Genomic DNA, 25,063 nt, shown 5'->3' with positions numbered 1-25,063 from the left:
CCGACGCGATAGGCGGTCCGTTTGCGGCGAACCTGAATTGCGCCGCGCCAGGCCCGCCACCAATCCGATTACTCTTCGGAGGTATCTTCCGCAGTGGGCACGAATTCTGCCGCGCGGCTGACGATGCCCTGGTTTTCGCGAACGCGGTTCTCGATTTCGATGGCCAGTTCCTTGTGCTCTTTCAGGTACTCGCGGACATTGTCCTTGCCCTGGCCGATGCGGTTGCCGTTGTAGCTGTACCAGGCACCGGACTTGTCGACCACGTTGGCGGCCACGCCCAGGTCGATGATTTCGCCTTCGCGCGAGATGCCGGCACCATACATGATGTCGAATTCGGCCTGCTTGAACGGCGGCGCGACCTTGTTCTTCACGACCTTGACGCGGGTTTCGTTGCCGACGACCTCGTCGCCCTTCTTGATGGAGCCGATGCGACGGATGTCCAGGCGCACGGAGGCGTAGAACTTGAGCGCGTTGCCGCCGGTGGTGGTTTCGGGGTTGCCGAACATCACGCCGATCTTCATGCGGATCTGGTTGATGAAGATGACCATGCAATTGGTCTTCTTGATGGTGGCGGTGAGCTTGCGCAGCGCCTGGCTCATCAGGCGGGCTTGCAGGCCGGGCAGGGAATCGCCCATTTCGCCTTCGATTTCGGCCTTGGGGACCAGCGCGGCCACCGAGTCGACCACGATCAGGTCGACCGAGCCGGAGCGCACCAGCGCGTCGGTGATTTCCAGCGCCTGTTCACCCGTGTCCGGCTGCGAGATCAGCAGGTCGGCCAGGTTCACGCCCAGCTTGGAGGCGTATTGCACGTCGAGCGCGTGTTCGGCGTCGACGAAGGCGCAGGTGCCGCCCAGCTTTTGCATTTCAGCGACCACCTGCAGCGTCAGCGTGGTCTTGCCCGAGGATTCCGGACCGTAGATTTCGACCACGCGGCCTCGCGGCAGGCCGCCGACGCCCAGCGCGATGTCCAGGCCCAGGGAGCCCGTGGAAACCACCTGGATGTCGTGCGACACCTCGTTGTCGCCGTAGCGCATGATCGAGCCCTTGCCGAACTGCTTTTCGATCTGCGAAAGCGCGGCGGCAAGCGCCTTGGCCTTTTCCGATGCGGCGGCCTTGGTGGTTTTGTCGTCCATGTAGAGTCCTGTCTGTAACGTATCTGGTGTCTAGGGAAGTGCCGCAGGGTTAGGCGGGTGCTTTGAGCAACGGGTCAGATTATGGCATCGGATTATACTGTACATAAAACCAGTGTGCCAGTGTTTTGCACGTATACCCTGAGTGGCAAGCATGGCGCCCTATGCCAGAATGCCAGACGAACCCGGCGTTTTGTCCCCTTTGCGCCGCGGGGCCTTTTCTCACTGTAGCCCATGCGTATCCTGATCGCCGAAGACGACAGCATCCTGGCCGACGGCCTGTCCCGTTCGTTGCGCCACAACGGCTATGCCGTGGATGCGGTGCGCGACGGACTGGCGGCCGACTCGGCGCTGGCGGCCCAGGCATTCGACCTGCTCATCCTCGACCTGGGCCTGCCGCAACTGGCCGGACTGGAAGTGCTGCGCCGCCTGCGCGCCCGCAATTCCGCCCTGCCGGTGCTCATCCTGACGGCTGCCGACAGCATCGAACAGCGCGTCAAGGGCCTGGACCTGGGCGCCGACGACTACATGGCCAAGCCTTTCGCGCTGTCCGAGCTCGAAGCCCGCGTGCGGGCCCTGACCCGGCGCGGCGCGGGCGGCGGCGCCACCATGATCAAGCATGGCCGCCTGCTGTTCGACCAGACCGGCCGCGTCGCCATGGTCGACGACCAGACCCTGGACCTGTCGGCGCGCGAAGTCAGCCTGCTCGAGATCCTCCTGACCCGCAGCGGCCGCATGGTCAGCAAGACCCAGCTGGTCGACCACCTGTGCGAATGGGGCGAAGAGGTCAGCACCAATGCCATCGAGGTCTACGTCCATCGCCTGCGCAAGAAGCTGGAGCCCAGCGGCGTGAAGATCGTGACCGTGCGCGGCCTGGGCTACTGTCTTGAGCGGGACCAGGGTGCGGCGTACCTCGCAAGCTGAAGCGGCGCCGCCGGAAGCGCTGAACCAGGAAGCACTGGATGTCATGCGGGCGGGGGCCAAGGGCCCCAGCTTCGCGCCGCCGCAGCGCTCCCTGCTGGGCGAAATCCTGGACTGGATGCTGGCGCCGCTATTCCTGCTGTGGCCGATGAGCGTGGCCATCACCTATGTGGTGGCGCAGAACATCGCCAACGTGCCCTACGACCGTGCGCTGGCCAATAATCTTCATGTGCTGACGCTGCAGGTACATGCGCAGGACGGCCGGGCCGTGCTGAAGATGACCAACACCGCGCGGGAAGTACTGCACGCGGACGAGACCGATAGCGTGTTCTGGCTGGCGCTGGGCAGCCGCGGCGAATACCTGGGCGGCGACCGCGCCCTGCCCCTGCCTTCCACCGTGGGCCAGCCCCGGCCCGGCGAAGTGCAGTACGAGGACGCGACCTTGCGCGGCTTCGGGGTCCGGCTGGCGTTCACCTGGGTGGACCTGCATCTGCCCGATACCCAGCCGGCGCTGCTGATCGCGGCCGAGACCGTCGAAAAGCGCACCCAGCTGGCCAACGACATCATCAAGGGCGTGATCATTCCGCAGTTCGTGGTGCTGCCTGTCGCCGTGCTGCTGGTGTGGTTCGGGCTGTCGCGCGGGGTGGCGCCTTTGAACGCGTTGCAGCAGCGCCTGCGGGCCCGCCGGCCCGACGACCTGTCGCCCATCGACGAGCGCGCCGCGCCCACCGAGATCGCGCCCCTGGTGGCCGCGATGAACGACCTGCTGGACCGGCTTTCGTCCAACGTGCAGGCGCAGCGCCGCTTCGTCGCGGACGCCGCGCACCAGCTGAAAACCCCGCTGGCCGGCCTGCGCACCCAGGCCGAACTGGCCCTGCGCGACGCCAGCCCCGAGGAAATGCAGTCCAGCCTGCGCCAGCTCGTGACCGGTTCCGAGCGCGCCACGCGCCTGGTGAACCAGTTGCTGTTGCTGGCCCGGGCCGAAAACCCCAGCGCCATCGGCATGACCCGCACGGACATCAACGCCATCGCCTACGAACAGGCCATGCACTGGGTGCCGCAGGCGCTCTCGCTGAGTACCGACCTGGGCTTCGAAGGCTCGGACCACCCGGTCGAGATCAACGGCAACCCGCTGCTGCTGGCCGAACTGCTCAACAACCTGGTGGACAACGCGCTGCGCTACACGCCGCGCGGCGGCCACATCACGGTGCGCACGCAGATCCTGGGTGCGCATGCGGTGTTGGAGGTAGAGGATTCCGGCCCCGGCATCCCGCCTGAAGAGCGCGAACGGGTGTTCGACCGCTTCTACCGCGTGCTGGGCACCCAATCCGACGGTAGCGGCCTGGGCCTGGCCATCGTGCGCGAGATCGCCCAGAAGCACCAGGCCAGCGTCGAAATCAGCGATCACCCCACGACGTATTCGAACCTCCCCGGTATGCGGATTCGCGTGATCTTTCCGCTTTACGCCGAGTCGTCAGACCTCTCCGACGTCTCCTAGGACTATCCCTAGCCTCCCAGGGAACAGTTACTTTTAGTTTCAATTTTAAGACTCAAGTAAGTATCCCGTCAGAACCTCGTCAGCCTCACCCCCCAATGTTGCATATAGCTCAATGTCGGCTCGCCGGCGGCGGGCGCAGCACGGCGGACCACCGCCGGCCATAAAACCGAGGAGACATCATGAGCACAACAACCATGGCAGGCCGCGGTCCATCCGCGGATCCGCGCCCGATGACCAAGGATGAACGCCGCGTCATCTTTGCGTCGTCGCTGGGCACGGTTTTCGAGTGGTACGACTTCTACCTGTACGGCTCGCTAGCCGCCATCATCGCGCAACACTTCTTCTCGGGCGTGAACCCCACCGCGGGCTTCATCTTCGCCCTGCTGGCGTTCGCCGCCGGTTTCGCCGTGCGTCCGTTCGGCGCACTGGTGTTCGGCCGACTGGGCGACCTGGTCGGACGCAAGTACACCTTCCTGGTCACGATCGTGATCATGGGCCTGTCTACGTTCCTCGTGGGCGTGCTGCCCAGCTACGCCAGCATCGGCCTGGCCGCTCCCGCCATCCTGATCGTCCTGCGCCTGCTGCAAGGCCTGGCGCTGGGCGGTGAATACGGCGGCGCGGCGACCTATGTCGCCGAACACGCGCCGCATGGCCGCCGTGGCTTCTACACGTCCTGGATCCAGACCACCGCGACCCTGGGCCTGTTCCTGTCGCTGCTGGTCATCCTCGGCATCCGCACGTTCATGGGCGAAGACGACTTCAAGGCCTGGGGCTGGCGCATTCCGTTCCTGATCTCGGTCGTCCTGCTGGGCATCTCGGTGTGGATCCGGTTGCAGTTGAACGAATCGCCGACCTTCCAGCGCATGAAGGACGAAGGCAAGGGTTCCAAGGCGCCGATCGCCGAATCGTTCGGCCAGTGGAAGAACCTGAAGGTCGTGATCCTGGCGCTGCTGGGCTTGACCGCCGGCCAGGCCGTGGTCTGGTACACGGGCCAGTTCTACGCCCTGTTCTTCCTGACGCAGACGCTGAAGGTCGACGCCAACACCGCCAACATCATGATCGCGATCGCGCTCCTGATCGGCACGCCCTTCTTCGTGATCTTCGGCGCGCTGTCCGACAAGATCGGCCGCAAGCCCATCATCATGGCCGGCTGCCTGATCGCCGCGGCGACGTACTTCCCGATCTTCCAGGGCATCACGCACTTCGCCAACCCGGCGCTGGAAAAGGCCCAGGCTTCGGCGCCGGTCACCGTGATCGCGGACCCGGCCACCTGCTCGTTCCAGTTCAACCCCGTGGGCACCGCCTCGTTCACCAGCTCTTGCGACGTGGTCAAGTCGTTCATGGCCCGCAACTCGGTGAACTACAAGAACGAAGCGGCCCCGGCCGGCTCGGTCGCCAAGGTCAAGATCGGCAACGACGAGTTCGCCTCGTTCGACGGCAAGGCCCTGGCGCCCGCCGACTTCAAGGCCAAGGCCGCCGAACTGGACAAGTCGCTCACCACCGCGATCCGCAGCCACGGCTACCCCGCCAAGGCTGATCCGGCCCAGAGCAACAACGTCATGGTCGTGGTGCTGCTGACCATCCTGGTGATCTACGTGACCATGGTCTACGGCCCGATCGCCGCCATGCTGGTGGAAATGTTCCCGACGCGCATCCGCTACACGTCGATGAGCTTGCCTTACCACATCGGCAACGGCTGGTTCGGCGGCTTCCTGCCCCCGGTCGCCTTCGCCGTGGTCGCCGCCACCGGCAACATCTACGACGGCTTGTGGTATCCGATCATCATTGCAGTCATGACCCTGGTCATCGGCACGCTGTTCGTGCGCGAATCCAAGGACAACGACATCAACGCTTAAAAGGCCATCCCCCGCCGGACGGGACTGCTGCGCCCGCCCGGCCTTTCAAAAGCTCCTTATGGAGCTTTTTTTTTGCGCGCGCATTGGGGGGCTATGGATAGCTCATCGTGAACGTCGCCCGGCCATTGGCCGATCCACCCTTGACCGTGGCCCCGGTTTGCACGTAGCTCGCCGACAGCGGGATCAGGAACGTGCCATTGGCGGCCGCCCCCGCGTACCAACGATTGGGGTTGTCCTGCGCAGCCGAGTCGGGGCCATAGCTGATAAGCGTCGTCCCGCTCTTGACCTGAATGCCTAAACCCTGCGCCGTTGACCCCGAGGTCAGCGACAGCACGGCCGTGCGGTTGGAAGGCGCAGTCTGGTCGGTCAAGGTCAGATGGATGTCGGTGGTGCGGCCGGCGTCGCCACCCGAGCACTGCAATGCGATGTTGAAGCTCTCGGACTTCGAAGTGCTTCCCACCCCAGAGAACTTGCTGGCTGGAATGGTGCCGAGCGGGACGGGAATGGACGGCGTGGCGACTTTGCAGGTAGGGATCACCGGCTTGACGGTGACGCTGCCCCGCCAACTGTAGCGCAAGTACTGTTCAGCGCCGACCTTCCATTCCGCGAATATCCCGCTCAACGTTCCGCCGGTTGTGATCGGCCCGGTCTTCACCAGTTCGACCAGAAGGCTGTGAGTACCCATCGTGCCCGACCATGAGTCAGTGCACGAAGACGGCCACCAGACTTTGGTGCAAGATCCCGAGCTTGTGAACTTCAGCCTGTAGCCGATCCCCGAAATCCCAGAATCGTAGAGATTGTTTCCCTGGTAGGTCTTCGAACCCACGAAATCAATCCTGAACGTACCGGAACTGCAGCCACCGCTACCGCCACTGGATGCATTGACAGAACCGCTCCAAAGCGTGGCGCCGACAGTAAGCGCAGGGTCGAAGGCAATAGAAGCGGGACCTTGAAGCGTGAACGCGTACGGATTCGTACAAATTGCCGCCGAGCTGTCGTTTGCAAACAAGTGCGACAGGACAATTGCGCCAGCCGCAGCCAGGAGCCGGACTGCTTTCTTCATGTTTCACCTCGCATCACGCATCACCTCGCCGAAAAGTACGAGTTCTGAGTACCGAAGACCGGCATCGACAAACCTCGATAGCGAGAGAAAAGTGTATTTTTTCGACCCGAGGCGGAAAATCAGCCCAGTCCCAGACCAAGGTCGCCGACGATAGGCCCTGTCCGAATTCGCCTATGTCGCTCCATCGCAATTGAGTCCGCACTTTCAGGACCATGTCAGACCCGCGCCATTAGACTGGGCGCTCAGATTACGGCCTTGCGCCAGATTGACCGACGATTGATCCCCCTGTCGGCCGATTGCAGGGCCAGTGTTCTGACACCGATACCGCGTTCCCCGCGAGCCTTTTATGACGCGGTATTGCGTGCTCCCGTACCGGCCCGGCCCTCAATGAGCCGGGCCGCTTTTTTTTGCCTGCGCGCGAAAAAATGGCGACCCTGCGGTCGCCATCGGCGGATCTTGCAGACAGCCCGCAGTCAGCGGCGCATGCCGACGCCGATCGCCACCACGCCGGCCACGATGGCCGCAATGCCGGCCCAGGCCGGAATCGCCACCGACTTCTCGGTCTCGGCGGTGGCCTTCACCGAACCGATCTGCAGCACGGTCTCCTCGGACTTGTAGTTGAAGCCCTTGTAGGCCAGGGCGGCGATACCCAGGACGATCAGAATGGCGCCGATGATCTTCATTTTTTATCTCCAGTTCGACTTGCTGCGCGGACAGTAGCGCATCGGCCCGCCGCTGTCAGTGACAGAAGGTGTCGCGTCACGCTGCGGTATTGCCGCACTTCGGCAAAGCGGCCGGGTCGTATAGAATCAACCCTTTTGGCCGACGCTCATGTGGTTCAAGAATCTCAAGATTTATCGCCTCTCCTCGCCGTGGACGCTGGTCGGCGACCAGCTTGAAGAAACGCTCGCGCGGCATGCCTACCAAAGCGGCAACAACCTCGAAATGCAAAGCCTGGGCTGGGTTCCTCCGCGCGAGAACGGCGGCCTGGCGCATGTGGTCAACGGCCAGATCCTGCTGAGCCTGCGCGCCGAAAAGAAGCTGCTGCCTGGCACCGTGGTGAACCAGGTCGCCAAGGCCCGCGCCCAGGAAATCGAAGAGCAGCAAGGCTACAAGCCGGGCCGCAAGCAAATGAAGGAAATCAAGGAACGCGTCACCGACGAGCTCCTGCCGCGCGCCTTCAGCGTGTACCGCGACACGCGCGTCTGGATCGATCCGCAGAACCATTGGCTGGTGATCGACGCGGCCGCCTCGGCCAAGGCCGACGAAGTCATCGGCCTCCTGGCCAAGTGCGTGGATCCGTTCCCGCTCGAAAACCTGTACGTGGCGCAGTCGCCGGCTTCGGCCATGACCGGCTGGCTGGCCGAGGACGAGGCTCCGGCCAACTTCTCGATCGACCAGGACACCGAGCTGCGTTCGTCGGGCGAAAGCGGCGCAGCGATCCGCTACGTCAAGCATTCGATCGACGCCGATGACGTGCGCCGCCATATCCAGTCGGGCAAGCAGTGCACCCGCCTGGCCATGACCTGGGCCGACCGCATTTCGTTCGTGCTGACCGAAGGCCTGGACGTCAAGCGCGTCGCGCCCCTGGACGTGCTGAAGGAAGGCAACGAAGGCGTGGCCGCCAACGACGACGAGAAGTTCGATTCCGACATGATGCTGATGACGGGCGAATTGGCCAAGATGATGGCCGAACTGGTCGACGCGCTCGGCGGCGAAAAGAAGGTGTAAGCCGCGGGCGCCATGGCGCCAGGCAAACCGCGGGCCGCCCCTGACCGGGCGGCCTTTTTCATGTGCGCGCCGGGCCTCAGGCCGCCACGGCGCGGTCGCGGCCGGCCTGCTTGGCCTGGTAGAGCGCCTGGTCGGCGCGGTCGATCAGATAGGCATAGTCCGGGTGGCCGTCGAAGGTCGCCACGCCGATGCTTGCCGTGATATGCAGCGGCCCCGCCTCGGGGATGTTGAACACATGGCGGCGGATCTCCGCGCCCAGCTTCTCGGCCGTCGCCAGCGCGGCCTCCTGCTGCGCATCCACCAGCACCACGAGGAATTCCTCGCCGCCGTAGCGGAACACGAAATCGCTGGAGCGGCACGATTGGTGCAGCACTTCCGCAAACTGGCGCAACACCTGGTCGCCGCCCGAATGGCCGTGCTGGTCGTTGATGGCCTTGAAATGGTCGATGTCCAGCAACAGGACGGAGAATGCGCTGCGCTGGCGCCGCGCGATCGAGATTTCGCGCCCGACCACCGAGGGCAGGAAGCGCCGGTTCAGCACATTGGTCAGGGGATCGCTGCCGCTCTCGATCTCGGCCACCATGTCGAACAGGCCGTTGAGCAGATGCTTGATGCGCGCCACCAGTTCCTGCAATTCGCGCACGTGGTCCGGCATCGAGGCGGCGAGCCCCTGTTCTTCGCCCCGCATCAATTGCGGCAGCACTACCGAGTCCAACTGCGCGACGGCGTCCGTGATCTGCTGCAGGCCCGGAGCACTTTCGAACATCGCCCCGCCCTTGTGCTGCAGCCACAGCCCGAATTCCGAGGCCGCCAGCCGCGGCAGGCTTTGCCCTGGCGCACGGTAATGCAAGCCGATCAGCACCGCCTGGCTCCACTCCAGCAAGGCGGCGCGCTGGCGTTCGCGTTCCGTGGAAATGTTCTGGCCCAGGGCGAAAAGGCGATAGGCCTCGTCGTTGCGGGCGCCGCGGCTGATGTCGCGCATGAAGGCGCGGCTCATCTGCTCGACCGCCAGGTCGAACAGATTGCACACGTACTGGGTGGCGACCGATGCGGCCATGCCGTCCAGGTCGCTGGCGCGCAGGCGCAGCGCGATCTCGTTCTTCAGGATGCGGGCGCCCGCCATCACCAGATGGATCGGAATGTGGACGCGGGCGTGCACCTCGCCCACTTTTTTCTGCGTAGCCATCAGGACGGCGATGTCGCCCTGGTCGCGCACGCACAGGAGCCCCTTGAGCCAGCGGGTCATGCCCGCGTGCAAACGGCTGGATACGATGTCGTGGGACAGGCGGGGGCCGGCTTCGGCGTCTGCCAGCAGCGTGGAATAAAAGGCGTCGACCAGGGCGGACAGGCTGTCGCCCACCACTGCGGCGACCTGCCCGCGCGTATAGGCGTCAACCGACTGGTAGACCGCTATCCAGGCCTGCTCGTCGGATGCGCTCAGGTAGCACGCCTGGCCGGATGCGCCGGCGTGCCGATCGGAAGATGGCACGACGCCAACACTGCTAGTAGACATAGATAATCCGTCCGTAGGCCCTACGGCGTGTCCGGAAACGACACGCGACAGAAAAAGCCAGCGCGGATTATGCTTGAAAACCCCGGCTCCAGGCCGCGTAGCGGCTGGAGTCCAAGGGGTATTCGACCCGGCGCCGCGCGCTTATTCGAGTCCGTGGAAAGCGGAATCGTCCGGCCCCACGTGCGACGGATGCTGCCAGGTCACGTCGCGCAAGGAGTGCTGCACCAGGCCCTCCACGCCCAGCAGCACTGCGAAGATCGCCATGCGGATGGGAATGCCGTTGTCGGTCTGGCGGAAGATGGCCAGGCGCGGATCGTGGTTCAGGTCCACGCTCAGGTCGTTGGCGCCGGGACGGCTGTCGCGCGGCAGCGGGTGCATCACGATGGTATCGGGGCCGCAGTAGGCGTCGATGATGGCGCGGCTGATCTGGAAATCCGGCGTGTAGCCTTCGTTTTCTTCGTTGGCGAAGCGCTCTTTCTGCACGCGCGTCGCGTAGATCACGTCGGCGCCGGCCAGGCCTTCGGCCAGCGTGCTCTTCTGCTCGATGATGTTGCCGTTGCGGCTGGCCTGCTCGATGATGTAGGCCGGCATTTCCAGGCCCTTGGGCGACACCAGCGAGAACTTCACGTTCTTGTACAGCGCCATCAGCTTGATGAGCGAGTGCACGGTGCGGCCGTACTTCAGGTCGCCGACCATGGCGATGTGCGCGCCGTCCAGCAGTTTGCCCAGGCGCGAGAACTCGGTCAGGATCGTGTACAGGTCCAGCAGGGCCTGGCTAGGGTGTTCGCCCGGGCCGTCGCCGCCGTTGACCACGGGGATGTTGGTGGCGCGCGCGAATTCCGCGACCGAACCCTGGTCCGGATGGCGGATGACCATGGCGTCGACGTAGCCGCTCATGACGCGGCTGGTGTCGTAGATCGACTCGCCCTTGGCCATGGACGAGAACGTGAAGCCGGTGGTGTCGCAGACCGAGCCGCCCAGGCGGCAGAATGCCGAACCGAAGCTCACGCGGGTACGGGTGCTGGCCTCGAAGAACAGGTTGCCCAGCACCGCGCCTTCCAGCACGCGCGACACTTTCTGGCGGCGGGCGATGGGCTGCATCATGTCGGCCACGCGGAACAGGTCCTCGACCGATTCACGGGTGAACTGGTCCACCGACAGCAGTTGGTGCTTGCCTTCCACGGCGATGCGGTCACGCAGCGGACCTTCTTGTACGCTTTGCGTATATTTTTCCAGCAAAACACCGTTCTGGACGATTTCGCTCACGAAGCGCTGCACCACTTCCGGCATGGCGCGGAATTCCTGCGAGCCCTCGGGCAGCAACCAGGTATCAAGCGCCCGGCGTTTGACGCCGATGCGGGTCGCGAACACGTCGCGGGTGAGATTCAGGCGCCGCATGGCGTCGCGCAGGAAGGCTTGCTGGGAAATGGTCATGACGGGCCCCGAACAGGAGATTTATATACGCACTGCGCATATTATTCTCAACGCAAATTCAAGTCCAACACTTTTGCGCACACGGGTTTACCCGCAACTACCGCCTCGCATAGGCAGTCGTCGTCTGAGGCGCATCCGTGACCGCCTGTCCAGCCGCCAGCCAGCAGGCGGCGCAGAAGGCAAGCGCACTGATCAGATAACAAACCATGGCCAGAAGCTGCGCGGGCCAGTGGGCACGCGTCAGATGTCCGGTGTAGCCCTGGCGCAACAGGCTGACCTGCGCCAGGTAGGCAAAGAGAATTCCCAGGCAGGCGGCCAGCAGGCCGCCCAGCAGCAGCGCCAGCGGCAGTTGCAGATCCGGCGCGGCGATATCGCCGCCGACCACGCCCAGCGAAAACCCCGTCAGGACCAGCGCCGCGCCCCCATTGAGCCAGCCCAGGAAGCGGAACGCCCCCGCCAGCAGCGAGAACGACAGGCCGCTAGCACGGATCTGCTGGGCGCGGGCATCCATGGATCAGCCTTCGCCGCCCTTGCGGCAGACGGGCGTTGCGCTCTGGATGGAGGCGCGGGCAGCGGCGATTTCAGCAGCGTCCCAACGCCCTTCGCCCAAGACCGTGATGGTTACCTTGGCGGTGGAGGGGCTGGCGCTTTCGGCGGCAATCAGTTCCAGCACCTTGGCGGGTTCCGTCACCTTATAGAGCTGCACTTCGTCCGGCGCACCCTTTTCGCCCTTCACGTGGCGCCAGGCATAGGCGACGTTATAGGCGTGCTGCACTTGCACGTGGCAGGTCCGCACGTACTCGCCGGCCCGGCGGAAAGCCGCTTCGTAGTTGGTATTGACGGTGAAGGTCTCCGTGACGACGGCATCGGATTCGTAGACCCCTTTGCTCGCGCAGCCGGCCAACAAGGCCGCAAACGCCATTCCCAACCACAAAGACTTGCGCATGACACTTCCCACGATCGAATTCAACTCCGCGAATTATGCCAGGGGGAAAGCCCTCGCACCGCCTCCCGCTTGCAGCCCCTCCCTACGTAGCGCGCCAACAAAAAAGCCGCGAGAGGGATGCCAAGGCATGTCTCGCGGCTTCCAGGCCGGATTGCGGCGCAGGGCGCGGGCCTACTTGGTGGCGGCGCCCTCTATCTTCTCGCCGCCCCGCTGGATGTCCTTGCCTGCCCCCGCCACGGTGTTGCAACCGGCCGAGAGCGCGGCGATCGAAAGCAACATGACGAGAAAGACTTTGTTCTTCATAGACATCTCCTGTCTGGGCTTGGAAAGTGAAGCCAGCATACCCCAAAGACCCTCATTTGCGCATCGACCGGACCGGCTCGCGGCGGCTCCCCTATGGGAGGCTGAGCCGGGATCAAACGCCGTTGGAAAGGCTTGCGTTCGCCTGTCGCGCATTTAGCGCCAATCGATTAGGATGCGGACATGACCAAGAAACACACATCGCAAAGCGCCGGCTCGGCCCACCAGGGCTGGGGCTGGGAACAGCCGCAGTGCCGCGGGCAGGCGGCTTTGGCGCTCTTCATCGACGATCTCCATCGCATTTTGCAGGCGCATGCCGCTGGCAAGCTGGCTGAAAGCAGCACGCTCGCCGACGCGCAGCAGAACGTGAACGAATTGCTGGCCCGCTACAACGAAATTGGCGCCGCACCGGATATTTTCCTCGGCCAATCGGTCGAACTCAAAGAGGGCGTCGACCGCGATGGGGTGTCCCATACGGTACCGATTTTTTCGGCACGCCTGAAAAAGTCATTGGTATCGATGCTGGGCCAAGGCCCGGCCTGAAACGCCGCCCGGCTTGCCTGCAGGCTCAGGGCCATAACCAGAACAGTCACCACAGGAGACCGCACAATGAAGAATACCGACAACGTCGTAGAGTTCCTGCGCCTGCTGTCGCTGGATGTCTCCCTGGGAGCCGCCGCCCAGCATGCGGCCAGCCAGGCAGACGCGCCGCTGGCCCTGGCCCGCCTGGCCACCGCTCACGGCTTGCCTTGCAACGCATCGGACTGGTCGGCCTTTGCCCGCAGCTGCCTGGACAGCTCCGACCTGACCGAACAGACCGCAGTCCCCGAAGAAGCCACCATCTGGCAACTGGTGCAGGATCCCGCGCACGGCACGGACATTCCGGCCAGCGCGATTACCCGCGTCATCGGCATCGTCACGCAACCGGAAGGGGGCGAACCCGTCGTGGGCCACGTCGTCGGCGATCTGGCGCCGCGCGCGCCGCTGGGCCTGGCGCCCTATTCCTCAGGCTCCTGAGCTCATGCGGCTTCAGGCATCCGCCTGGCCGCGCCCACCCGATCGCAAGAATTCAATCGCCCCGGCCGCGGCGGCCACGCCGCTCGCCATGCAGGCCGTCAGCAGATAGCCGCCTGTCGGCGCCTCCCAATCCAGCATTTCCCCTGCGCAGAACACGCCAGGGATTTCGCGCAGCATCAGGCCGGAATCCAGCGCGGCGAACGACACGCCGCCTGCGGTGCTGATCGCTTCGTCGATAGGCCGCGCACGCAGCAGACGCAGCGGCAAGGCCTTGATGCGCAGGCCCAGCAGCTCGGGGGCGCGGAAATCTTCCGCCGAGGCGCATTCGCGCAGCAACCCCGCCTTGACCCCGGTCAGCCCCAACCGGCTTTGCAGATGGCTGGACATTGACCGCGAGCCGCGCGGGTGCGTCACGGCAGCCATCACTTTCTCCTGCGACCAGTCCGGAGCCAGATCCAGCATGGCGACGGCATGGCCTTGGGCATCGATACGGTCGCGCAGCGGCGCGGACAGGGCATACACCAGGCTGCCTTCTATGCCGGTTTCCGACACAACGAACTCTCCCTGACGGGCGGGAGCCACGCCGGCTGCGGTTTCGCAGGCCATGGCCACGGATTTCACGGGCTGTCCCGCATAGCGTTCGCGAAAATGATCCGACCACGCCACGTCGAATCCGCAATTGGCCGGCCGTAGCGGCGCGACCGTAACGCCGTGCGCTTGCAGGCCGTCGACCCAGGCGCCATCCGATCCCAATTTGGCCCAGCTGCCTCCGCCCAGCGCCAGCACCACGGCGTCAGCCGCGTAGCACTGCTCGCCCTCGGGCGTATCAAAGCGCAGCGCGCCCGGGCCAGGCCGGGAACCCGCCGGCCATCCCAGCCAGCGGTGCCGCATGTGCAGGCGCACGCCGCCGGCGCGCAGCCTGGCCAGCCAGGCCCGTAACAGGGGCGCCGCCTTCATCTCCTGGGGAAAAACCCGGCCGGACGAACCCACGAAGGTCTGGATGCCCAGTCCGTGGGTCCATTCCCGCAATCCGTCCGCGTCGAGCGCCTGCAGCCAAGGCGCGACATGGGACGCGCGGTCGCCGTAACGCGCCAGGAACGGCTCGGCCGGCTCGCTGTGGGTCAGATTCAGGCCGCCCCGCCCCGCCATCAGGAACTTGCGGCCGACCGATGGCATCGCATCGAACACATCCACCTGCACGCCTTGCGCGCTCAGGCGCTCGGCGGCCATCAGACCGGCGGGACCGCCGCCGATGACGGCGACGCGCGCGACAGCTGGACTCATGGCGTCGGCGCCTTCAGGCCGCAGGAATGGATACGCGTAGCACTAAGCATGGGGAACGGACCGGGAGGGAATGGCAAAACAGGGGCGGGCACGCCAGGGAGGGAAAAGATTGTCGCATAGCCGGACCGTCGTGCAGGAGGGAAGCAATAAACGCCCCAGTGGGGCGTTTATTGACCGGCGTTACCAAGTCATTGTTCTGGCAGGGAAAACCCGAAATGCGCAGAGGCTATCCCAAGGCTTGTCCACAGTTGCTGTGGGTAATTCAACCTGGGCTCGCGGCCAGGATTCAGGCGTGGGCGGCCGACTGCATCGGGCCGGACCAGGGTTCGGCGTCGATCTGGAAACGCAGTTCCTGGTATTCGCCATCCACCGAGACGGACGGCAACAGGCCCGCACCCAGCGCCTGGCCCAGCGCACGGCGGCAAAGGGTTTCCGGATCGTCGGGCAAGGACTGGAACACCCCGTCCGGTATGCGCAGGCGCAGCATCGCCTGGGGATCGCCACGTTCGGCGGGCCTGCCGATATGGATATGGGCGGGATAGCCGTGGGGGCACCAGATGCCCACGTGGTACTTGCCGTCAGCGCCCGTATCGGCGACATAGCCGGGATGATCGTATTTTGCTGTTCCCATGGACCCTCCTCGAGTGCGGCAACCTAGCGCGCGTGACCCATGGTAGCGCAGGGCTGCGGGCCTGTGCGGCCGTGAACACCAGGGAAAGTCCGGACTGGAACAAAGGTTTGACGCAGAGCAAGCGGCGCGGGAAATCCTGCCGCAAGGCGAAAAAAAAGCCGCGATGAAAATCGCGGCTTTCTTCTGCTTGAAACTGGTTGCGGGGGCAGGATTTGAACCTACGACCTTCGGGTTATGAGCCCGACGAGCTGCCAGACTGCTCCACCCCGCGTCTGATGTGTGAATCATACATCATTTTGAAATCTTGTGCAGCGCACCGAGGGAATTTTTTCGGTTTTTGGCTAAATCCAGCCGAAAAAATGCGGCCGCCGCCTGAAAAAAGCGCTGCGCATAGCCCGGTACGTCCAGGCATATCACCTCGGCCTGGCCGATGGCCGTGACCTGCGCCACGCCGCCGTAGCCCAGGCCATGCCCCTCACCCGCATTAATGCGCACCGATACCGCGCGAGGCAGTCCGCCCGCGGCTTCCGGGCCATTCACGGGTTCCTCGATCCGCACGCTGCCGCTGACGCACACCAGCGTGGCGCCGGCGCGCAGGACCAGTTTCCGGCTGGCGCCGGCGGCAAGTTCCAGGCGGCGGGCCTGGGCATCTGGGGTGTAAGTCGCAATCATCGTCGTCTCCTGTGGGACAACTACAGACTACGCGCGCCCTGCTATGCGCAACAGTCACACCCCCGAGGTTTCTGTACCGATGCAGATCCTCGATTTCCGCGCTGTTATGGTGTACTTTGCTTGAATCTGTGCCTAGTCTCACACCAACCTCGGGGAGCATGATCGGCGCATGGATCCGCAACCGCTCTATCTACGCCTGGCCAACCATTACCGGCGCGCCATCCAGACCGGCGTGCTGGCGCCCGCCCAGCGCATGCCCTCGGTCCGCACGCTGGTGCGCACCCACCACGTCAGCCTGTCCACGGCCTTGCAGGCCTGCCGCCAGCTGGAAGACGACGGCCTGATCGAAGCGCGGCCCCGCTCGGGCTACTTCGTGCTCAAGCCCCGCCGCAACACCATCCCGCCCGTGGACGAGCCGGACATCCGCCAGGCACTGGGCGCGGCGCAATACGTGGGCATCCACGATCGGGTCTCGGACTTCGTGGCCAAGTGCGAAGCGCATCCGGTCAGCGCCAACTTCGCCCTGGCCGCGGCAGTGCCCGAAGCCTATCCGCTGGAAGAACTTAAGCAGGCCATGATCCGCGCTCTGCGCCAGTCGCCGCAGGTGCTGGTCAGCCCGGTTCCGCCGCAGGGGCATCCGGACCTGCGCACCGTGCTCGCCCGCCGCGCACTGGCCAACGGCATCAACGCCACGCCGGACGACGTCATCGTCACGCATGGCTGCATAGAAGCGCTGAACCTGGCGCTGCGCGCGGTGGCGCGCCCCGGCGACACGATTGCGGTCGAATCGCCCGCCTACTTCGGCCTGCTGCAGATCCTGGAAAGCCTGGGCATGCGGGCGCTGGAGATTCCCACCAGCCCGCAGCACGGCCTGTCGATCGAAGCGCTGGACCTGGCGTTCCAGACCCACGGCAACATCCGCGCCGTGGTGGTGGTGCCCAATTTCCAGAACCCGCTGGGCTGCGTCATGCCCGACGCGGAAAAGGCGCGGCTGGTTGCGCTGTGCGAACGCCAGCAGGTGCCCCTGATCGAAGACGACACCTACGGCGCGCTGACGGACGACGACACGCCGCTGGCCGCCGCCAAGTCCTGGGACGCGACCGGCAACGTCATCTATTGTTCGTCCATGCACAAGACGCTGGCGCCAGGCATGCGCCTGGGCTGGCTGCTGGGCGGCCGCTGGAAGGCCCGCATCGCCATGCTGAAGTTCGCCCAGAGCCGGCCCAACGAACCATTGGCGCAAATTGCCGTGGCCGAGTTCATGGGCTCGCGCGCCTACGACCGCCATCTGTCGCGCCTGCGCCGGCACCTGAAGATGCAGCGCGACCAGACGGCCGAGACCATCGCTGCGCACTTCCCTTCCGGCACCCGCCTGAGCGTGCCGCAGGGCGGCATGCTGCTTTGGGTGGAGATGCCCGACGGACGCTCGGGCATGGACGTGTTCGAAGCCGCGCTCCGGCAAGGCATACGGGTCGCGCCGGGCGCCATGTTCTCCAATGGCACACGCTACAACCATTTCCTGCGCATCAGCTGCGGACAACGCACCACGCCCGAGATCACCGCTGCGCTGCAAACGCTCGCGCGCATCGTGGGCGAGCGGCCCAGATGAATCCCGCCCTGCACCAGTTCATCGTCGACTACGGCCTGTGGGCGGTGCTGGCCGGCACGCTGCTCGAAGGCGAAAGCGTGGTCGTTTTCGCCGGCTTCCTCGCACACCAGCACCTGCTGCACCTGCCCTATGTGGTGCTGTGCGCGTTCGCCGGTTCATTCCTTGCGGACCAGGCCCTGTTCCTGCTGGGCCGCCGCTATCGCGATCATCGCTATGTCCGGCGCATCCGCGAGAAGCCCGCTTTCGAAAAGGCCTTGGCCGCGGTGGACCGCTATCCGCACGGCTTCATCCTGAGCCTGCGTTTCCTGTACGGCCTGCGCACGGTGGGGCCAGTGGCGCTGGGCGTGTCGAATGTGCCGCCGCTGCGCTTCCTGGTGCTCAACGCCATCGCCGCCGCCATCTGGGCGGTGTGCTTCAGCACCCTGGGCTATCTGTTCGGCCAGACGATCGAATCCATGCTGGGACGCCTGCACGGCGTCGAGACCAAGCTGGCCGTGGCCATCGCGATCGGCGTGCTCATCTGGCTGGCTTATCACCTGCTGGGCAGGCGCCGCAAATAACTGCGCTCAGACCACCAGCTTGCCGCTGGCGCGCAGCACATAACGGCGCCGCGCGTTGCGGTACCAGCGGCCCACCAGGGGCAAGCGCGCCAGGCGGCGCAGGATGGGGTGGCGCTGGTCGAAGTCGTGCCAGGCCTTGAAGCCATGCCCCATGCGCTCCCAGCTCTGGCGCGCCTCGGGGGAAAGTTTGCCGGGGTCGAACGCCGCCAGCTTTGCTGCTTCCGAGACGCGCATCGCGATCGATCCGCCCCGGCATTCCAATGAATACTGATTCCGCATGGGGCCGCATATTACCCGGCTTGCGTGACCTGCGGCAGCGTGCAGCAAGCGCTGCCGCAGCGAGCAAATGGAGCCAGCTTTGACCGCCCCATGCAAGCCTTTGTAATTAAAGGAAAATGAACATCTATGCCCGCACTATCCCAAGGCTTGTCCACAGAAGTTGTGGGTAACTCCCGCAAGCCTGGACCCGCAAGCCAGCCTATTTCAAGGCGCCCAGAATCATGTCGCGCACGCTCTCGAAACCGGCCACGTACTGCGGATTCTCGGAGCGGGCCAGCAGGCTGGAATAGTTCTGTTCGAGCTGGGCTTCGATGGCCTCGCGCAGGCCGGGCGAAGCCTTGGCCAGATGCAGCATCGACAGCACGGTCGAATTCAGCGCATCGATGCGGCCGCCTTGATGCGAAATGGTATGCACGATGACGGCGATTTGTTCCTGGATGTCCATGTGTAAGCCTCCTGGCATTGAAGTCGGCGCAAATCCTAGCACGGCGCCACGCCGGCCCATGCTAGGCAAGCCCTGCGCGCCGCGCTAGCATGAAGCGTAGCCGCAGAGGCACGGCGGCGCACGTCACCGGCTCCGTCTCCAGGGCTGCGCGCCCGCGAGCATCCGGTGCAACCGGAGGCCTCCGATGAAGACGATCCAGAACTACGTTGCGCCGGACGCCCAGTCCATGCGGCGCCTGCAGGACCGGCTGGGATACAGCGACGCGCGCATGGCGGAGCTGGCCGGACTCGACGCAGCCATTCCCTGGCACAGTTTCATCGGCGGCCCCGAACCGCGCTCGCTGGGCCGCCAGCGCCTGTTCTACGTGGCGGCCCGCCTCACCTTGGACGAAGCGCAATGGCAACGCGTGCTGGCGGCCATGCATGACCTGGGCGCGCGTTTCGATTATCAGGACACCCGGCATCCCGACGCCCTGCCCGCGCCGGAACCCGTCGCCGACGAAGAGCGCAAGTTCGGCATGTTGCTGGTCAGCCGTAACGGCTCCTTCCACGAAATGGAGCAGTTGCGCGAATTCGCGCATTTCGCGCACGAGGCCGATGTCAGCCGCTATGTGCATTCGGCCTTCTACGATAGCGACATCGATCTGTGCCGCTTCAGCTTCGCCGACCACGACGGCCTGGACGATGCCAGCCGCGACCGCATCTTCGATGCCGCGCGCAAGACCATCACGCGCTTCGAGTTCGACGGGCGCATCTATCAAGGCGGCATTCCGCCCGAATCCGATGGCTAGCGCCTGGCGCCATGCTGGCGTGCGAGGGCCGGCTGCGCATTGACGCGGGCAGGCCCGGGCCTGTACCGTCGGCACTCGCGCCCTCTCGCTCCATGCCGCCCATTTCCGTATGAACGAACGACTCGACGCCATCGACCGGCAACTGCTCAGCCTGCTGCAAGCCAATGCGCGCGAACCCGCGGCCATCCTGGCGCGCAAGCTCGGCCTGGCCCGTACCACGGTGGTGGCGCGCATTGCGCGGCTCGAACGCGAGCACATCGTGGCGGGCTATGGCGTGCGCCTGGGGCGCTTGCTGGAAGAAGCGGCGGTGCGCGCCTATTGCTTCATCAGCGTGCTGCCCAAGACTCCCGCCGCGGTAATACGCGAACTGGAGAAGATGCCCGAAGTCGAGGAGGTCTCCTCGGTCAGCGGCCCCTACGATTACCTCATCTTCCTGCGCTGCGAAACCCACGAACAGCTGGACGAACTGCTGGACCGCATCGGCCTGATCGACGGGGTCAAGCAGACCCAGACTTCCATCGTCCTGAGCCGCAAGCTCGACCGCCGCAGCGCCGTGGCCGCGCCATGAAATGATGGTGTAATTGAGGTAATCGCCATTTCAGGACGCCTCATGTTTGCACGCCTTGCCCCCGCCGCCGTATTGCTTGCCCTGCTGACCGCCTGTTCCAGCATGAGCGAGGTCACGCCCGCCGGCAAGGACACCTACAGCGTCACCCACAGCTCCGGCTCGCAGATGATGACCTGGGTGGAAATCAAGAACCAGGCCCTGCTGCGGGCCGAACAGTATTGCCAGTCGATCGACCGCAAGCTGGTCAAGCCCAAGATCACCTCCAACCACGCGACCGGCCTGGGCCCCAAGCGCGCCACCGTGACCTTCGAATGCGGCGTCATCGAGCCGCCCAAGAATTCCTCGAAGTAAGGCGGCGGCCCACCCAGATCCGCAACACAACCTCAGTCCCCGCATCGTGAACAACTCCCTGCCCGTAGGCATCACCATGGGCGATGCCGCCGGCATCGGTCCCGAAATCGTCGTCAAGGCCTACGCGCAAGGCCTGAACGCGCCTTGCGTGGTGTATGGCGATGCGGGCGCACTGCGCCGCGCCGCCGCCCAGCTGGGCGCAAGGCTGGAGATCGTCGAGGTCGCCGACGTCGGCCAGGCAGCGCCGGGCGCGGACCACATCAACGTCATCGCCTGCAGCCCCGCCCTGCCCGCCGACCTGCCCCTGGGGCAGATCAGCGCGGCCGCGGGACGCGGCGCCTACGATTATGTCTGCGCCGCCATCGACGACGCGCAGGCCGGCCGCATCCGCGCCATCGTCACCGCGCCGCTGAACAAGAAATCCATGCATGCCGCCGGCATCGACTATCCCGGCCACACCGAGATCCTCGCGGAACGCTCGGATACGCAAGACTTCGCGATGATGCTGGCCAACGACGAGTTGCGCGTGCTGCTGGTGACCATACACGTGGCGCTGGCCGACGTGATCCCGCGCATCACGCCGCAGGCGGAACTGACTGCCATGCGGCTGGCCGACCAGGCCTGCCGCCAGATGGGCATCGCCCAGCCGCGCGTCGCGGTCGCGGGCCTGAATCCGCACGCGGGCGAAGGCGGCAAGTTCGGCCGCGAAGACATCGACATCATCGAGCCCGCAATCGCCGCTGCCCGCGCGCAAGGCATAGACGCGAGCGGGCCCTGGCCCGGCGACACGATCTTCATGCGCGCCAGGCGCGGCGAGTTCGATATCGTGGTGGCGCAGTACCACGACCAGGGACTCATTCCGGTCAAGTACCTGGGCCTGGACCACGGCGTGAACGTGACGGTAGGCCTGCCTTTCGTGCGCACCAGCGTGGACCACGGCACTGCCTTCGACATCGCGGGCAAGGGCCTGGCCGACCATGCTTCGCTGGTCGCGGCGTTCGACCTGGCGCTGGCCATGACGCCCTGAGCGCCGCGCTGCGGCGCTGCCACGACCTGCAGCGCTGACAACTGGCTGTCAGGAAGCAAGACGTCCCGGGGACTACAATACTGCCCGTTTACGGCGCCCGCGGCGCTTTCCGTCCGCCCTCCCCCTTCCATCCCTCATGTCACGCCTTGCCCGCCTTCTTCCCGATCGCTTCACCCTCTATCTGATCTGCACCGTCATCATCGCCAGCATCGTGCCCGCTCATGGGCAAGGCGTGGTGGTGTTCGGCTGGATCACCAACATCGCGGTCGGCCTGCTGTTCTTCCTGCACGGCGCGCGCCTGTCGCGCGAGGCCATCATCGCCGGCCTGACGCACTGGAAGCTGCACCTCACGATCTTCTCCGCGACCTTCCTCATGTTCCCGCTGCTGGGCCTGGCGCTCAAGCCGGTGCTGGAACCGCTGGTCACGCCCGAACTCTATCTGGGCATCCTGTTCCTGTGCTGCCTGCCCGCCACGGTGCAATCGGCCATCGCCTTCACCTCGATGGCGCGCGGCAACGTGCCGGCTGCCGTGTGCAGCGCCTCCGCCTCCAGCCTGCTCGGCATCTTCATCACCCCGCTGCTGGTGGGCACGGTGGTCGCCAACGCGGGCAGCGCGCCGATCTCGTTCGACGCCGTCGGCAAGATCATGCTGCAACTGCTGTTGCCCTTCGTGCTGGGCCAGTTCGCCCGCCGCTGGATCGGCGCCTGGGTGCACAAGCGCAAGGCCATGCTGAAGTTCGTCGACCAGGGCTCCATCCTGCTGGTGGTCTACACGGCGTTTTCTGAAGCCATCAACGAGGGCCTGTGGAGTTCGACCCCGATCCCCGCGCTGGCCGGCCTGGTGGTGGCTTGCGCCGTCATCCTGGCGCTGGCGCTGGGTCTGTCGGCCCTGGCCGGCCGCGTATTCGGCTTCAATGTCGAAGACCGCATCACGCTGCTGTTCTGCGGCTCGAAGAAAAGCCTGGCCAGCGGCATTCCGATGGCGCAGGTGCTGTTCGCCGGCCACGCCGTGGGCGCGATCGTGCTGCCGCTGATGCTGTTCCACCAGATCCAGCTGATGGTGTGCGGCGTGCTGGCCGCGCGCTTCGGCAAGCGTCCCGAGGCGCAAGCCTGAAGCGGGTTCGCAGCTGCAATGAAAAACCGCGCCGAGGCGCGGTTTTTTCTTGGAGCGGACAGGTTCAGTACATGTCGCGCGGCTGCGCGCCCGAGAAGTTCAGGAAGCGCGTGCTGGAGCCCTGGAAGGTCAAACGCACGGAACCAATGGGACCGTTACGCTGCTTGCCGATGATGATCTCGGCGGTGCCCTTGTCCGGCGAATCGGGGTTGTAGACCTCGTCGCGGTAGATGAACAGGATCACGTCCGCGTCCTGTTCGATAGCGCCGGATTCGCGCAGGTCGCTCATCACGGGACGCTTGTTGGGACGCTGTTCCAGGCTTCGGTTCAGCTGCGACAGCGCGATCAGCGGGCAGTTCAGTTCCTTGGCCAGACCCTTGAGCGAGCGGCTGATTTCCGACACTTCGGTGGCCCGGTTTTCGCCCGAGCCATTGCCCGACATGAGCTGCAGGTAGTCGATGATGATCAGGCCGAGCTGGCCGCATTGGCGCGCCAGGCGGCGCGCGCGCGCCCGCACTTCCATCGGGCTGAGCGCCGGCGATTCGTCGATGTAGACCTGCGCGTCCTGCATCAGCTGGACTGCGTGGGTCACGCGTGGCCAGTCCTCGGCGATCAGCTTGCCGGTCCGCATGCGATGCTGGTCCAGCAGGCCCACGGAGCCCAGCATACGCATGGCCAGCTGGACCGCGCCCATTTCCATGGAGAACACCGCCACCGGCAGCCCTTCCTCGATGGCGACGTGTTCGCCGATGTTCATCGAGAACGAGGTCTTGCCCATGGACGGGCGGCCGGCCACGATGATCAGGTCGCCGCCCTGCATGCCCGAGGTCATCTTGTCCAGATCGGTGAAGCCCGTGGGCACGCCGGTCACGTCGGAGGTGCTCTCGCGGTGATAGAGCTCGTCGATGCGCTCCACCACCTGCGTCAGCAGCGGCTGGATTTCCTGGAAGCCCGCGGCGCCGCGTGCGCCTTCCTGGGCGATCTGGAACACCTTGGACTCGGCCTCGTCCAGCAGTTGGCGCGCTTCCTTGCCCTGCGGGCTCATGGCGGCCGCGGAGATCTCGTCGGCGATCGCGACCAGCTTGCGCAGCATGGCGCGCTCGCGCACGATCTCGCCATAACGGCGGATGTTGGCGGCCGACGGCGTGTTGTGGGCCAGCGCGTTCAAATAGGCCAGGCCGCCGGCGTCCTCGGCCTTGCCGGCGCTGACCAGCGACTCGTGGACGGTGATGACGTCCGCCGGGCGCGCCAGCCCGATCAGGCGGGCAATATGGTGCCAGATAAGCCGGTGGTCGTGCCGGTAGAAATCCTCTTCGACCAGCACGTCGGCGATGCGGTCCCAGGCTGCGTTGTCCAGCAGCAGGCCGCCCAGAACCGACTGTTCCGCCTCGATGGAATGGGGGGGAACGCGCAGGTATTCGAGCTGGGAGTCGGCAGGTGTATTCATGACTTCAATAGTAACGGCTGCAGGATGTCCGCGACGCGGAAGAATCCCTGGATATCGCGCGAGGGCAATCGGCCCAGCACCACGCGCAAGGGCGCGGCAATGCCGCAGAGCACGCGCGCCAGGCGCGTCAGGCGGGCTCGGACCTCGGGGTCGGGGTTGCTTTCGAAATAGACTTCGAACGCCAGTTTACCCAGCGTGCGGGCCACGTCGTCCGGCAATTTACGCAAAGACACCAGAGAGGCCAGCATCTGGAACAGGTCATAGGCCTGGGCCAGCGGGCGCGACAGGGTCGAACCGATGTTCTCTTCGAAATCGATGCGCCACAGCTCGCCGTCCTGCAGGGTGATGTTGCGGATCTGGGCGCCGCCATGCCACATGCCGCGGGCATGGAACGCGGCCAGATCTGCTGCCGCGGCGCGCGCCAGCCACAAGCGGGACGTCGTGTCCTCGTTGCGGATCAGGTCGGCCAGGTCTTCGCCCACGTATTCCAGCACCAGCAGGCCTTGCTCCTGCCACCAGACCTCGGGCACGCGGCAACCGGCCTTGAGCAGTTGCGCCAGGCGCTGCGACTCGTGCGTCAGGCCGTTGCGCAGCAACACGCCCGGACGTGGAAACTCGCCGAGGAAAATCTTGCATCCCACGCCCAGGAACAGGGCGCGCACATAGCGCAGCGCGTAGCTCACGCCCTGACCGATGCCGGGACGGCGGCGCTTGATGATGCAGCGCACGCCATCTATCGTCACATCCCTCACCGAAGGTTCACGCGACGCATCCACGCTATCCAACCAGGCTCGCAGGCCGGGGGGCGCGTTGTGGTGAACGGGGGGCTGAGTCAAGACGTCCTCTGAGGAATGCGGCGCGGGGCCTGGATCGTGGA

28 protein-coding genes and 1 tRNA gene are annotated in these 25,063 nt (G+C 65.2%); 13 read left to right on the top strand and 16 right to left on the bottom strand.

Features of this window, described 5'->3' with window-relative positions:
- Positions 1 to 68: 68 nt before the first annotated feature.
- Complete coding sequence (recA, locus tag IB258_RS23625; RefSeq protein ID WP_054451054.1) at positions 69 to 1,133, bottom strand: recombinase RecA; 1,065 nt, start codon at positions 1,131 to 1,133, stop codon at positions 69 to 71.
- A 231-nt stretch (positions 1,134 to 1,364) separates the two neighbouring features.
- Between recA and IB258_RS23620 the strand changes: the two genes are divergently transcribed.
- The 3 genes from IB258_RS23620 (at position 1,365) to IB258_RS23610 (ending at position 5,405) form a co-directional block, all read left to right on the top strand.
- Positions 1,365 to 2,054: a response regulator transcription factor gene (locus IB258_RS23620; RefSeq protein WP_013392535.1), complete on the top strand. Its 690-nt coding sequence runs from the start codon at positions 1,365 to 1,367 to the stop codon at positions 2,052 to 2,054.
- A gap of 115 nt (positions 2,055 to 2,169) precedes the next feature.
- A complete protein-coding gene (locus IB258_RS23615; RefSeq protein ID WP_192353315.1) occupies positions 2,170 to 3,549 on the top strand; it encodes a sensor histidine kinase in 1,380 nt (459 codons plus the stop codon).
- A gap of 194 nt (positions 3,550 to 3,743) precedes the next feature.
- Positions 3,744 to 5,405 carry an MFS transporter gene (locus tag IB258_RS23610; RefSeq protein ID WP_054451052.1) on the top strand — a complete coding sequence of 554 codons (1,662 nt, stop codon included), beginning with the start codon at positions 3,744 to 3,746 and terminating at the stop codon, positions 5,403 to 5,405.
- Positions 5,406 to 5,496: 91 nt separating this feature from the next.
- Here IB258_RS23610 and IB258_RS23605 read toward each other — a convergent pair whose 3' ends face one another.
- Together IB258_RS23605 and IB258_RS23600 are read right to left on the bottom strand one after the other, a co-directional pair.
- Positions 5,497 to 6,468: a fimbrial protein gene (locus tag IB258_RS23605; protein ID WP_082400689.1), complete on the bottom strand. Its 972-nt coding sequence runs from the start codon at positions 6,466 to 6,468 to the stop codon at positions 5,497 to 5,499.
- 473 nt (positions 6,469 to 6,941) lie between these two features.
- Positions 6,942 to 7,151: a hypothetical protein gene (locus IB258_RS23600; protein WP_059379226.1), complete on the bottom strand. Its 210-nt coding sequence runs from the start codon at positions 7,149 to 7,151 to the stop codon at positions 6,942 to 6,944.
- Between the two features lie 148 nt (positions 7,152 to 7,299).
- On the opposite strand from IB258_RS23600, the gene IB258_RS23595 reads away from it, so the two are divergent.
- Positions 7,300 to 8,199, top strand: a complete 900-nt coding sequence (locus tag IB258_RS23595) for a recombination-associated protein RdgC (protein WP_054451049.1) — start codon at positions 7,300 to 7,302, stop codon at positions 8,197 to 8,199.
- Positions 8,200 to 8,275: 76 nt separating this feature from the next.
- Here the strand turns inward: IB258_RS23595 and IB258_RS23590 are convergent, their stop codons facing one another.
- From IB258_RS23590 to IB258_RS23570, 5 genes are all read right to left on the bottom strand, one after another.
- Positions 8,276 to 9,688 carry a diguanylate cyclase gene (locus tag IB258_RS23590; RefSeq protein WP_310531179.1) on the bottom strand — a complete coding sequence of 471 codons (1,413 nt, stop codon included), beginning with the start codon at positions 9,686 to 9,688 and terminating at the stop codon, positions 8,276 to 8,278.
- A 165-nt stretch (positions 9,689 to 9,853) separates the two neighbouring features.
- A complete protein-coding gene (locus IB258_RS23585; RefSeq protein ID WP_054451047.1) occupies positions 9,854 to 11,146 on the bottom strand; it encodes an aspartate carbamoyltransferase in 1,293 nt (430 codons plus the stop codon).
- A gap of 97 nt (positions 11,147 to 11,243) precedes the next feature.
- Positions 11,244 to 11,657: a hypothetical protein gene (locus IB258_RS23580; protein ID WP_054451046.1), complete on the bottom strand. Its 414-nt coding sequence runs from the start codon at positions 11,655 to 11,657 to the stop codon at positions 11,244 to 11,246.
- Between the two features lie 3 nt (positions 11,658 to 11,660).
- Complete coding sequence (locus tag IB258_RS23575) at positions 11,661 to 12,092, bottom strand: BPTD_2524 family lipoprotein (RefSeq protein ID WP_054451045.1); 432 nt, start codon at positions 12,090 to 12,092, stop codon at positions 11,661 to 11,663.
- A gap of 171 nt (positions 12,093 to 12,263) precedes the next feature.
- Positions 12,264 to 12,395, bottom strand: coding sequence for an entericidin A/B family lipoprotein (locus tag IB258_RS23570; RefSeq protein WP_042792633.1), 132 nt, complete (start codon positions 12,393 to 12,395; stop codon positions 12,264 to 12,266).
- Between the two features lie 180 nt (positions 12,396 to 12,575).
- On the opposite strand from IB258_RS23570, the gene IB258_RS23565 reads away from it, so the two are divergent.
- Together IB258_RS23565 and IB258_RS23560 are read left to right on the top strand one after the other, a co-directional pair.
- On the top strand, positions 12,576 to 12,935 hold the full coding sequence (locus IB258_RS23565; RefSeq protein WP_054451044.1) for a hypothetical protein: 360 nt from the start codon (positions 12,576 to 12,578) through the stop codon (positions 12,933 to 12,935).
- Positions 12,936 to 13,001: 66 nt separating this feature from the next.
- The gene (locus tag IB258_RS23560; RefSeq protein ID WP_054451043.1) at positions 13,002 to 13,409 is read left to right on the top strand and encodes a hypothetical protein; all 408 of its coding nucleotides are present in this window, start codon (positions 13,002 to 13,004) and stop codon (positions 13,407 to 13,409) included.
- Between the two features lie 12 nt (positions 13,410 to 13,421).
- Here the strand turns inward: IB258_RS23560 and IB258_RS23555 are convergent, their stop codons facing one another.
- The 4 genes from IB258_RS23555 to IB258_RS23540 all read right to left on the bottom strand — a co-directional run bounded on the left by IB258_RS23555 (position 13,422) and on the right by IB258_RS23540 (position 15,996).
- Complete coding sequence (locus IB258_RS23555) at positions 13,422 to 14,693, bottom strand: TIGR03862 family flavoprotein (protein ID WP_175181704.1); 1,272 nt, start codon at positions 14,691 to 14,693, stop codon at positions 13,422 to 13,424.
- A 286-nt stretch (positions 14,694 to 14,979) separates the two neighbouring features.
- Positions 14,980 to 15,324, bottom strand: coding sequence for a hypothetical protein (locus IB258_RS23550; protein ID WP_054451041.1), 345 nt, complete (start codon positions 15,322 to 15,324; stop codon positions 14,980 to 14,982).
- A gap of 194 nt (positions 15,325 to 15,518) precedes the next feature.
- Positions 15,519 to 15,595, bottom strand: a tRNA-Met gene (locus IB258_RS23545).
- A gap of 20 nt (positions 15,596 to 15,615) precedes the next feature.
- Positions 15,616 to 15,996 (bottom strand): hypothetical protein, encoded by a 381-nt coding sequence (locus tag IB258_RS23540; RefSeq protein ID WP_192353280.1) that lies wholly within the window; start codon positions 15,994 to 15,996, stop codon positions 15,616 to 15,618.
- A gap of 169 nt (positions 15,997 to 16,165) precedes the next feature.
- Between IB258_RS23540 and IB258_RS23535 the strand changes: the two genes are divergently transcribed.
- The gene (locus IB258_RS23535; RefSeq protein ID WP_054451039.1) at positions 16,166 to 17,605 is read left to right on the top strand and encodes a PLP-dependent aminotransferase family protein; all 1,440 of its coding nucleotides are present in this window, start codon (positions 16,166 to 16,168) and stop codon (positions 17,603 to 17,605) included.
- Complete coding sequence (locus IB258_RS23530; RefSeq protein ID WP_054451038.1) at positions 17,602 to 18,165, top strand: DedA family protein; 564 nt, start codon at positions 17,602 to 17,604, stop codon at positions 18,163 to 18,165. The genes IB258_RS23535 and IB258_RS23530 overlap by 4 nt, the downstream gene beginning before the upstream one ends.
- Before the next feature lie 6 nt (positions 18,166 to 18,171).
- On the opposite strand, the gene IB258_RS23525 is transcribed toward IB258_RS23530, so the two are convergent.
- Together IB258_RS23525 and IB258_RS23520 are read right to left on the bottom strand one after the other, a co-directional pair.
- Positions 18,172 to 18,399, bottom strand: a complete 228-nt coding sequence (locus IB258_RS23525) for a hypothetical protein (RefSeq protein ID WP_223283424.1) — start codon at positions 18,397 to 18,399, stop codon at positions 18,172 to 18,174.
- Between the two features lie 244 nt (positions 18,400 to 18,643).
- Positions 18,644 to 18,889 carry a hypothetical protein gene (locus IB258_RS23520; protein ID WP_054451036.1) on the bottom strand — a complete coding sequence of 82 codons (246 nt, stop codon included), beginning with the start codon at positions 18,887 to 18,889 and terminating at the stop codon, positions 18,644 to 18,646.
- 184 nt (positions 18,890 to 19,073) lie between these two features.
- Here IB258_RS23520 and IB258_RS23515 point away from each other — a divergent pair, with 184 nt between their 5' ends.
- The 5 genes from IB258_RS23515 to IB258_RS23495 all read left to right on the top strand — a co-directional run bounded on the left by IB258_RS23515 (position 19,074) and on the right by IB258_RS23495 (position 22,739).
- Positions 19,074 to 19,679: a hypothetical protein gene (locus IB258_RS23515; RefSeq protein WP_054451035.1), complete on the top strand. Its 606-nt coding sequence runs from the start codon at positions 19,074 to 19,076 to the stop codon at positions 19,677 to 19,679.
- A 109-nt stretch (positions 19,680 to 19,788) separates the two neighbouring features.
- Positions 19,789 to 20,247 carry an Lrp/AsnC family transcriptional regulator gene (locus IB258_RS23510; protein WP_054451034.1) on the top strand — a complete coding sequence of 153 codons (459 nt, stop codon included), beginning with the start codon at positions 19,789 to 19,791 and terminating at the stop codon, positions 20,245 to 20,247.
- A gap of 42 nt (positions 20,248 to 20,289) precedes the next feature.
- Positions 20,290 to 20,598, top strand: coding sequence for a hypothetical protein (locus IB258_RS23505; protein ID WP_054451033.1), 309 nt, complete (start codon positions 20,290 to 20,292; stop codon positions 20,596 to 20,598).
- A gap of 46 nt (positions 20,599 to 20,644) precedes the next feature.
- Positions 20,645 to 21,625: a 4-hydroxythreonine-4-phosphate dehydrogenase PdxA gene (gene pdxA, locus IB258_RS23500; protein WP_192353279.1), complete on the top strand. Its 981-nt coding sequence runs from the start codon at positions 20,645 to 20,647 to the stop codon at positions 21,623 to 21,625.
- A 136-nt stretch (positions 21,626 to 21,761) separates the two neighbouring features.
- Positions 21,762 to 22,739 carry a bile acid:sodium symporter family protein gene (locus IB258_RS23495; protein ID WP_054451031.1) on the top strand — a complete coding sequence of 326 codons (978 nt, stop codon included), beginning with the start codon at positions 21,762 to 21,764 and terminating at the stop codon, positions 22,737 to 22,739.
- A 64-nt stretch (positions 22,740 to 22,803) separates the two neighbouring features.
- On the opposite strand, the gene IB258_RS23490 is transcribed toward IB258_RS23495, so the two are convergent.
- On the bottom strand, positions 22,804 to 24,186 hold the full coding sequence (locus tag IB258_RS23490; protein ID WP_054451030.1) for a replicative DNA helicase: 1,383 nt from the start codon (positions 24,184 to 24,186) through the stop codon (positions 22,804 to 22,806).
- Positions 24,183 to 25,022: a hypothetical protein gene (locus IB258_RS23485; protein ID WP_054451029.1), complete on the bottom strand. Its 840-nt coding sequence runs from the start codon at positions 25,020 to 25,022 to the stop codon at positions 24,183 to 24,185. The genes IB258_RS23490 and IB258_RS23485 overlap by 4 nt, the downstream gene beginning before the upstream one ends.
- Positions 25,023 to 25,063 lie beyond the last annotated feature (41 nt).

Origin of the sequence: Achromobacter sp. ACM02, from assembly GCF_014851605.1 — a bacterium.
Lineage (GTDB): Bacteria > Pseudomonadota > Gammaproteobacteria > Burkholderiales > Burkholderiaceae_B > Achromobacter > Achromobacter aegrifaciens.
The sequence above is the reverse complement of the archived record's forward strand: the minus strand, read 5'-3'. Positions and strand labels throughout refer to the sequence as shown.

Excerpts from the sequence above, each read along its gene's own strand:
- recA (WP_054451054.1), bottom strand. The coding sequence starts at position 1,133 with ATGGACGACAAAACCACCAAGGCCGCCGCATCGGAAAAGGCCAAGGCG.
- IB258_RS23620 (WP_013392535.1), top strand. The coding sequence starts at position 1,365 with ATGCGTATCCTGATCGCCGAAGACGACAGCATCCTGGCCGACGGCCTG.
- IB258_RS23615 (WP_192353315.1), top strand. The coding sequence starts at position 2,170 with ATGCTGGCGCCGCTATTCCTGCTGTGGCCGATGAGCGTGGCCATCACC.
- IB258_RS23610 (WP_054451052.1), top strand. The coding sequence starts at position 3,744 with ATGGCAGGCCGCGGTCCATCCGCGGATCCGCGCCCGATGACCAAGGAT.
- IB258_RS23605 (WP_082400689.1), bottom strand. The coding sequence starts at position 6,468 with ATGAAGAAAGCAGTCCGGCTCCTGGCTGCGGCTGGCGCAATTGTCCTG.
- IB258_RS23600 (WP_059379226.1), bottom strand. The coding sequence starts at position 7,151 with ATGAAGATCATCGGCGCCATTCTGATCGTCCTGGGTATCGCCGCCCTG.
- IB258_RS23595 (WP_054451049.1), top strand. The coding sequence starts at position 7,300 with ATGTGGTTCAAGAATCTCAAGATTTATCGCCTCTCCTCGCCGTGGACG.
- IB258_RS23585 (WP_054451047.1), bottom strand. The coding sequence starts at position 11,146 with ATGACCATTTCCCAGCAAGCCTTCCTGCGCGACGCCATGCGGCGCCTG.
- IB258_RS23580 (WP_054451046.1), bottom strand. The coding sequence starts at position 11,657 with ATGGATGCCCGCGCCCAGCAGATCCGTGCTAGCGGCCTGTCGTTCTCG.
- IB258_RS23575 (WP_054451045.1), bottom strand. The coding sequence starts at position 12,092 with ATGCGCAAGTCTTTGTGGTTGGGAATGGCGTTTGCGGCCTTGTTGGCC.
- IB258_RS23570 (WP_042792633.1), bottom strand. The coding sequence starts at position 12,395 with ATGAAGAACAAAGTCTTTCTCGTCATGTTGCTTTCGATCGCCGCGCTC.
- IB258_RS23565 (WP_054451044.1), top strand. The coding sequence starts at position 12,576 with ATGACCAAGAAACACACATCGCAAAGCGCCGGCTCGGCCCACCAGGGC.
- IB258_RS23560 (WP_054451043.1), top strand. The coding sequence starts at position 13,002 with ATGAAGAATACCGACAACGTCGTAGAGTTCCTGCGCCTGCTGTCGCTG.
- IB258_RS23555 (WP_175181704.1), bottom strand. The coding sequence starts at position 14,693 with ATGAGTCCAGCTGTCGCGCGCGTCGCCGTCATCGGCGGCGGTCCCGCC.
- IB258_RS23550 (WP_054451041.1), bottom strand. The coding sequence starts at position 15,324 with ATGGGAACAGCAAAATACGATCATCCCGGCTATGTCGCCGATACGGGC.
- IB258_RS23540 (WP_192353280.1), bottom strand. The coding sequence starts at position 15,996 with ATGATTGCGACTTACACCCCAGATGCCCAGGCCCGCCGCCTGGAACTT.
- IB258_RS23535 (WP_054451039.1), top strand. The coding sequence starts at position 16,166 with ATGGATCCGCAACCGCTCTATCTACGCCTGGCCAACCATTACCGGCGC.
- IB258_RS23530 (WP_054451038.1), top strand. The coding sequence starts at position 17,602 with ATGAATCCCGCCCTGCACCAGTTCATCGTCGACTACGGCCTGTGGGCG.
- IB258_RS23525 (WP_223283424.1), bottom strand. The coding sequence starts at position 18,399 with ATGCGCGTCTCGGAAGCAGCAAAGCTGGCGGCGTTCGACCCCGGCAAA.
- IB258_RS23520 (WP_054451036.1), bottom strand. The coding sequence starts at position 18,889 with ATGGACATCCAGGAACAAATCGCCGTCATCGTGCATACCATTTCGCAT.
- IB258_RS23515 (WP_054451035.1), top strand. The coding sequence starts at position 19,074 with ATGAAGACGATCCAGAACTACGTTGCGCCGGACGCCCAGTCCATGCGG.
- IB258_RS23510 (WP_054451034.1), top strand. The coding sequence starts at position 19,789 with ATGAACGAACGACTCGACGCCATCGACCGGCAACTGCTCAGCCTGCTG.
- IB258_RS23505 (WP_054451033.1), top strand. The coding sequence starts at position 20,290 with ATGTTTGCACGCCTTGCCCCCGCCGCCGTATTGCTTGCCCTGCTGACC.
- IB258_RS23495 (WP_054451031.1), top strand. The coding sequence starts at position 21,762 with ATGTCACGCCTTGCCCGCCTTCTTCCCGATCGCTTCACCCTCTATCTG.
- IB258_RS23490 (WP_054451030.1), bottom strand. The coding sequence starts at position 24,186 with ATGAATACACCTGCCGACTCCCAGCTCGAATACCTGCGCGTTCCCCCC.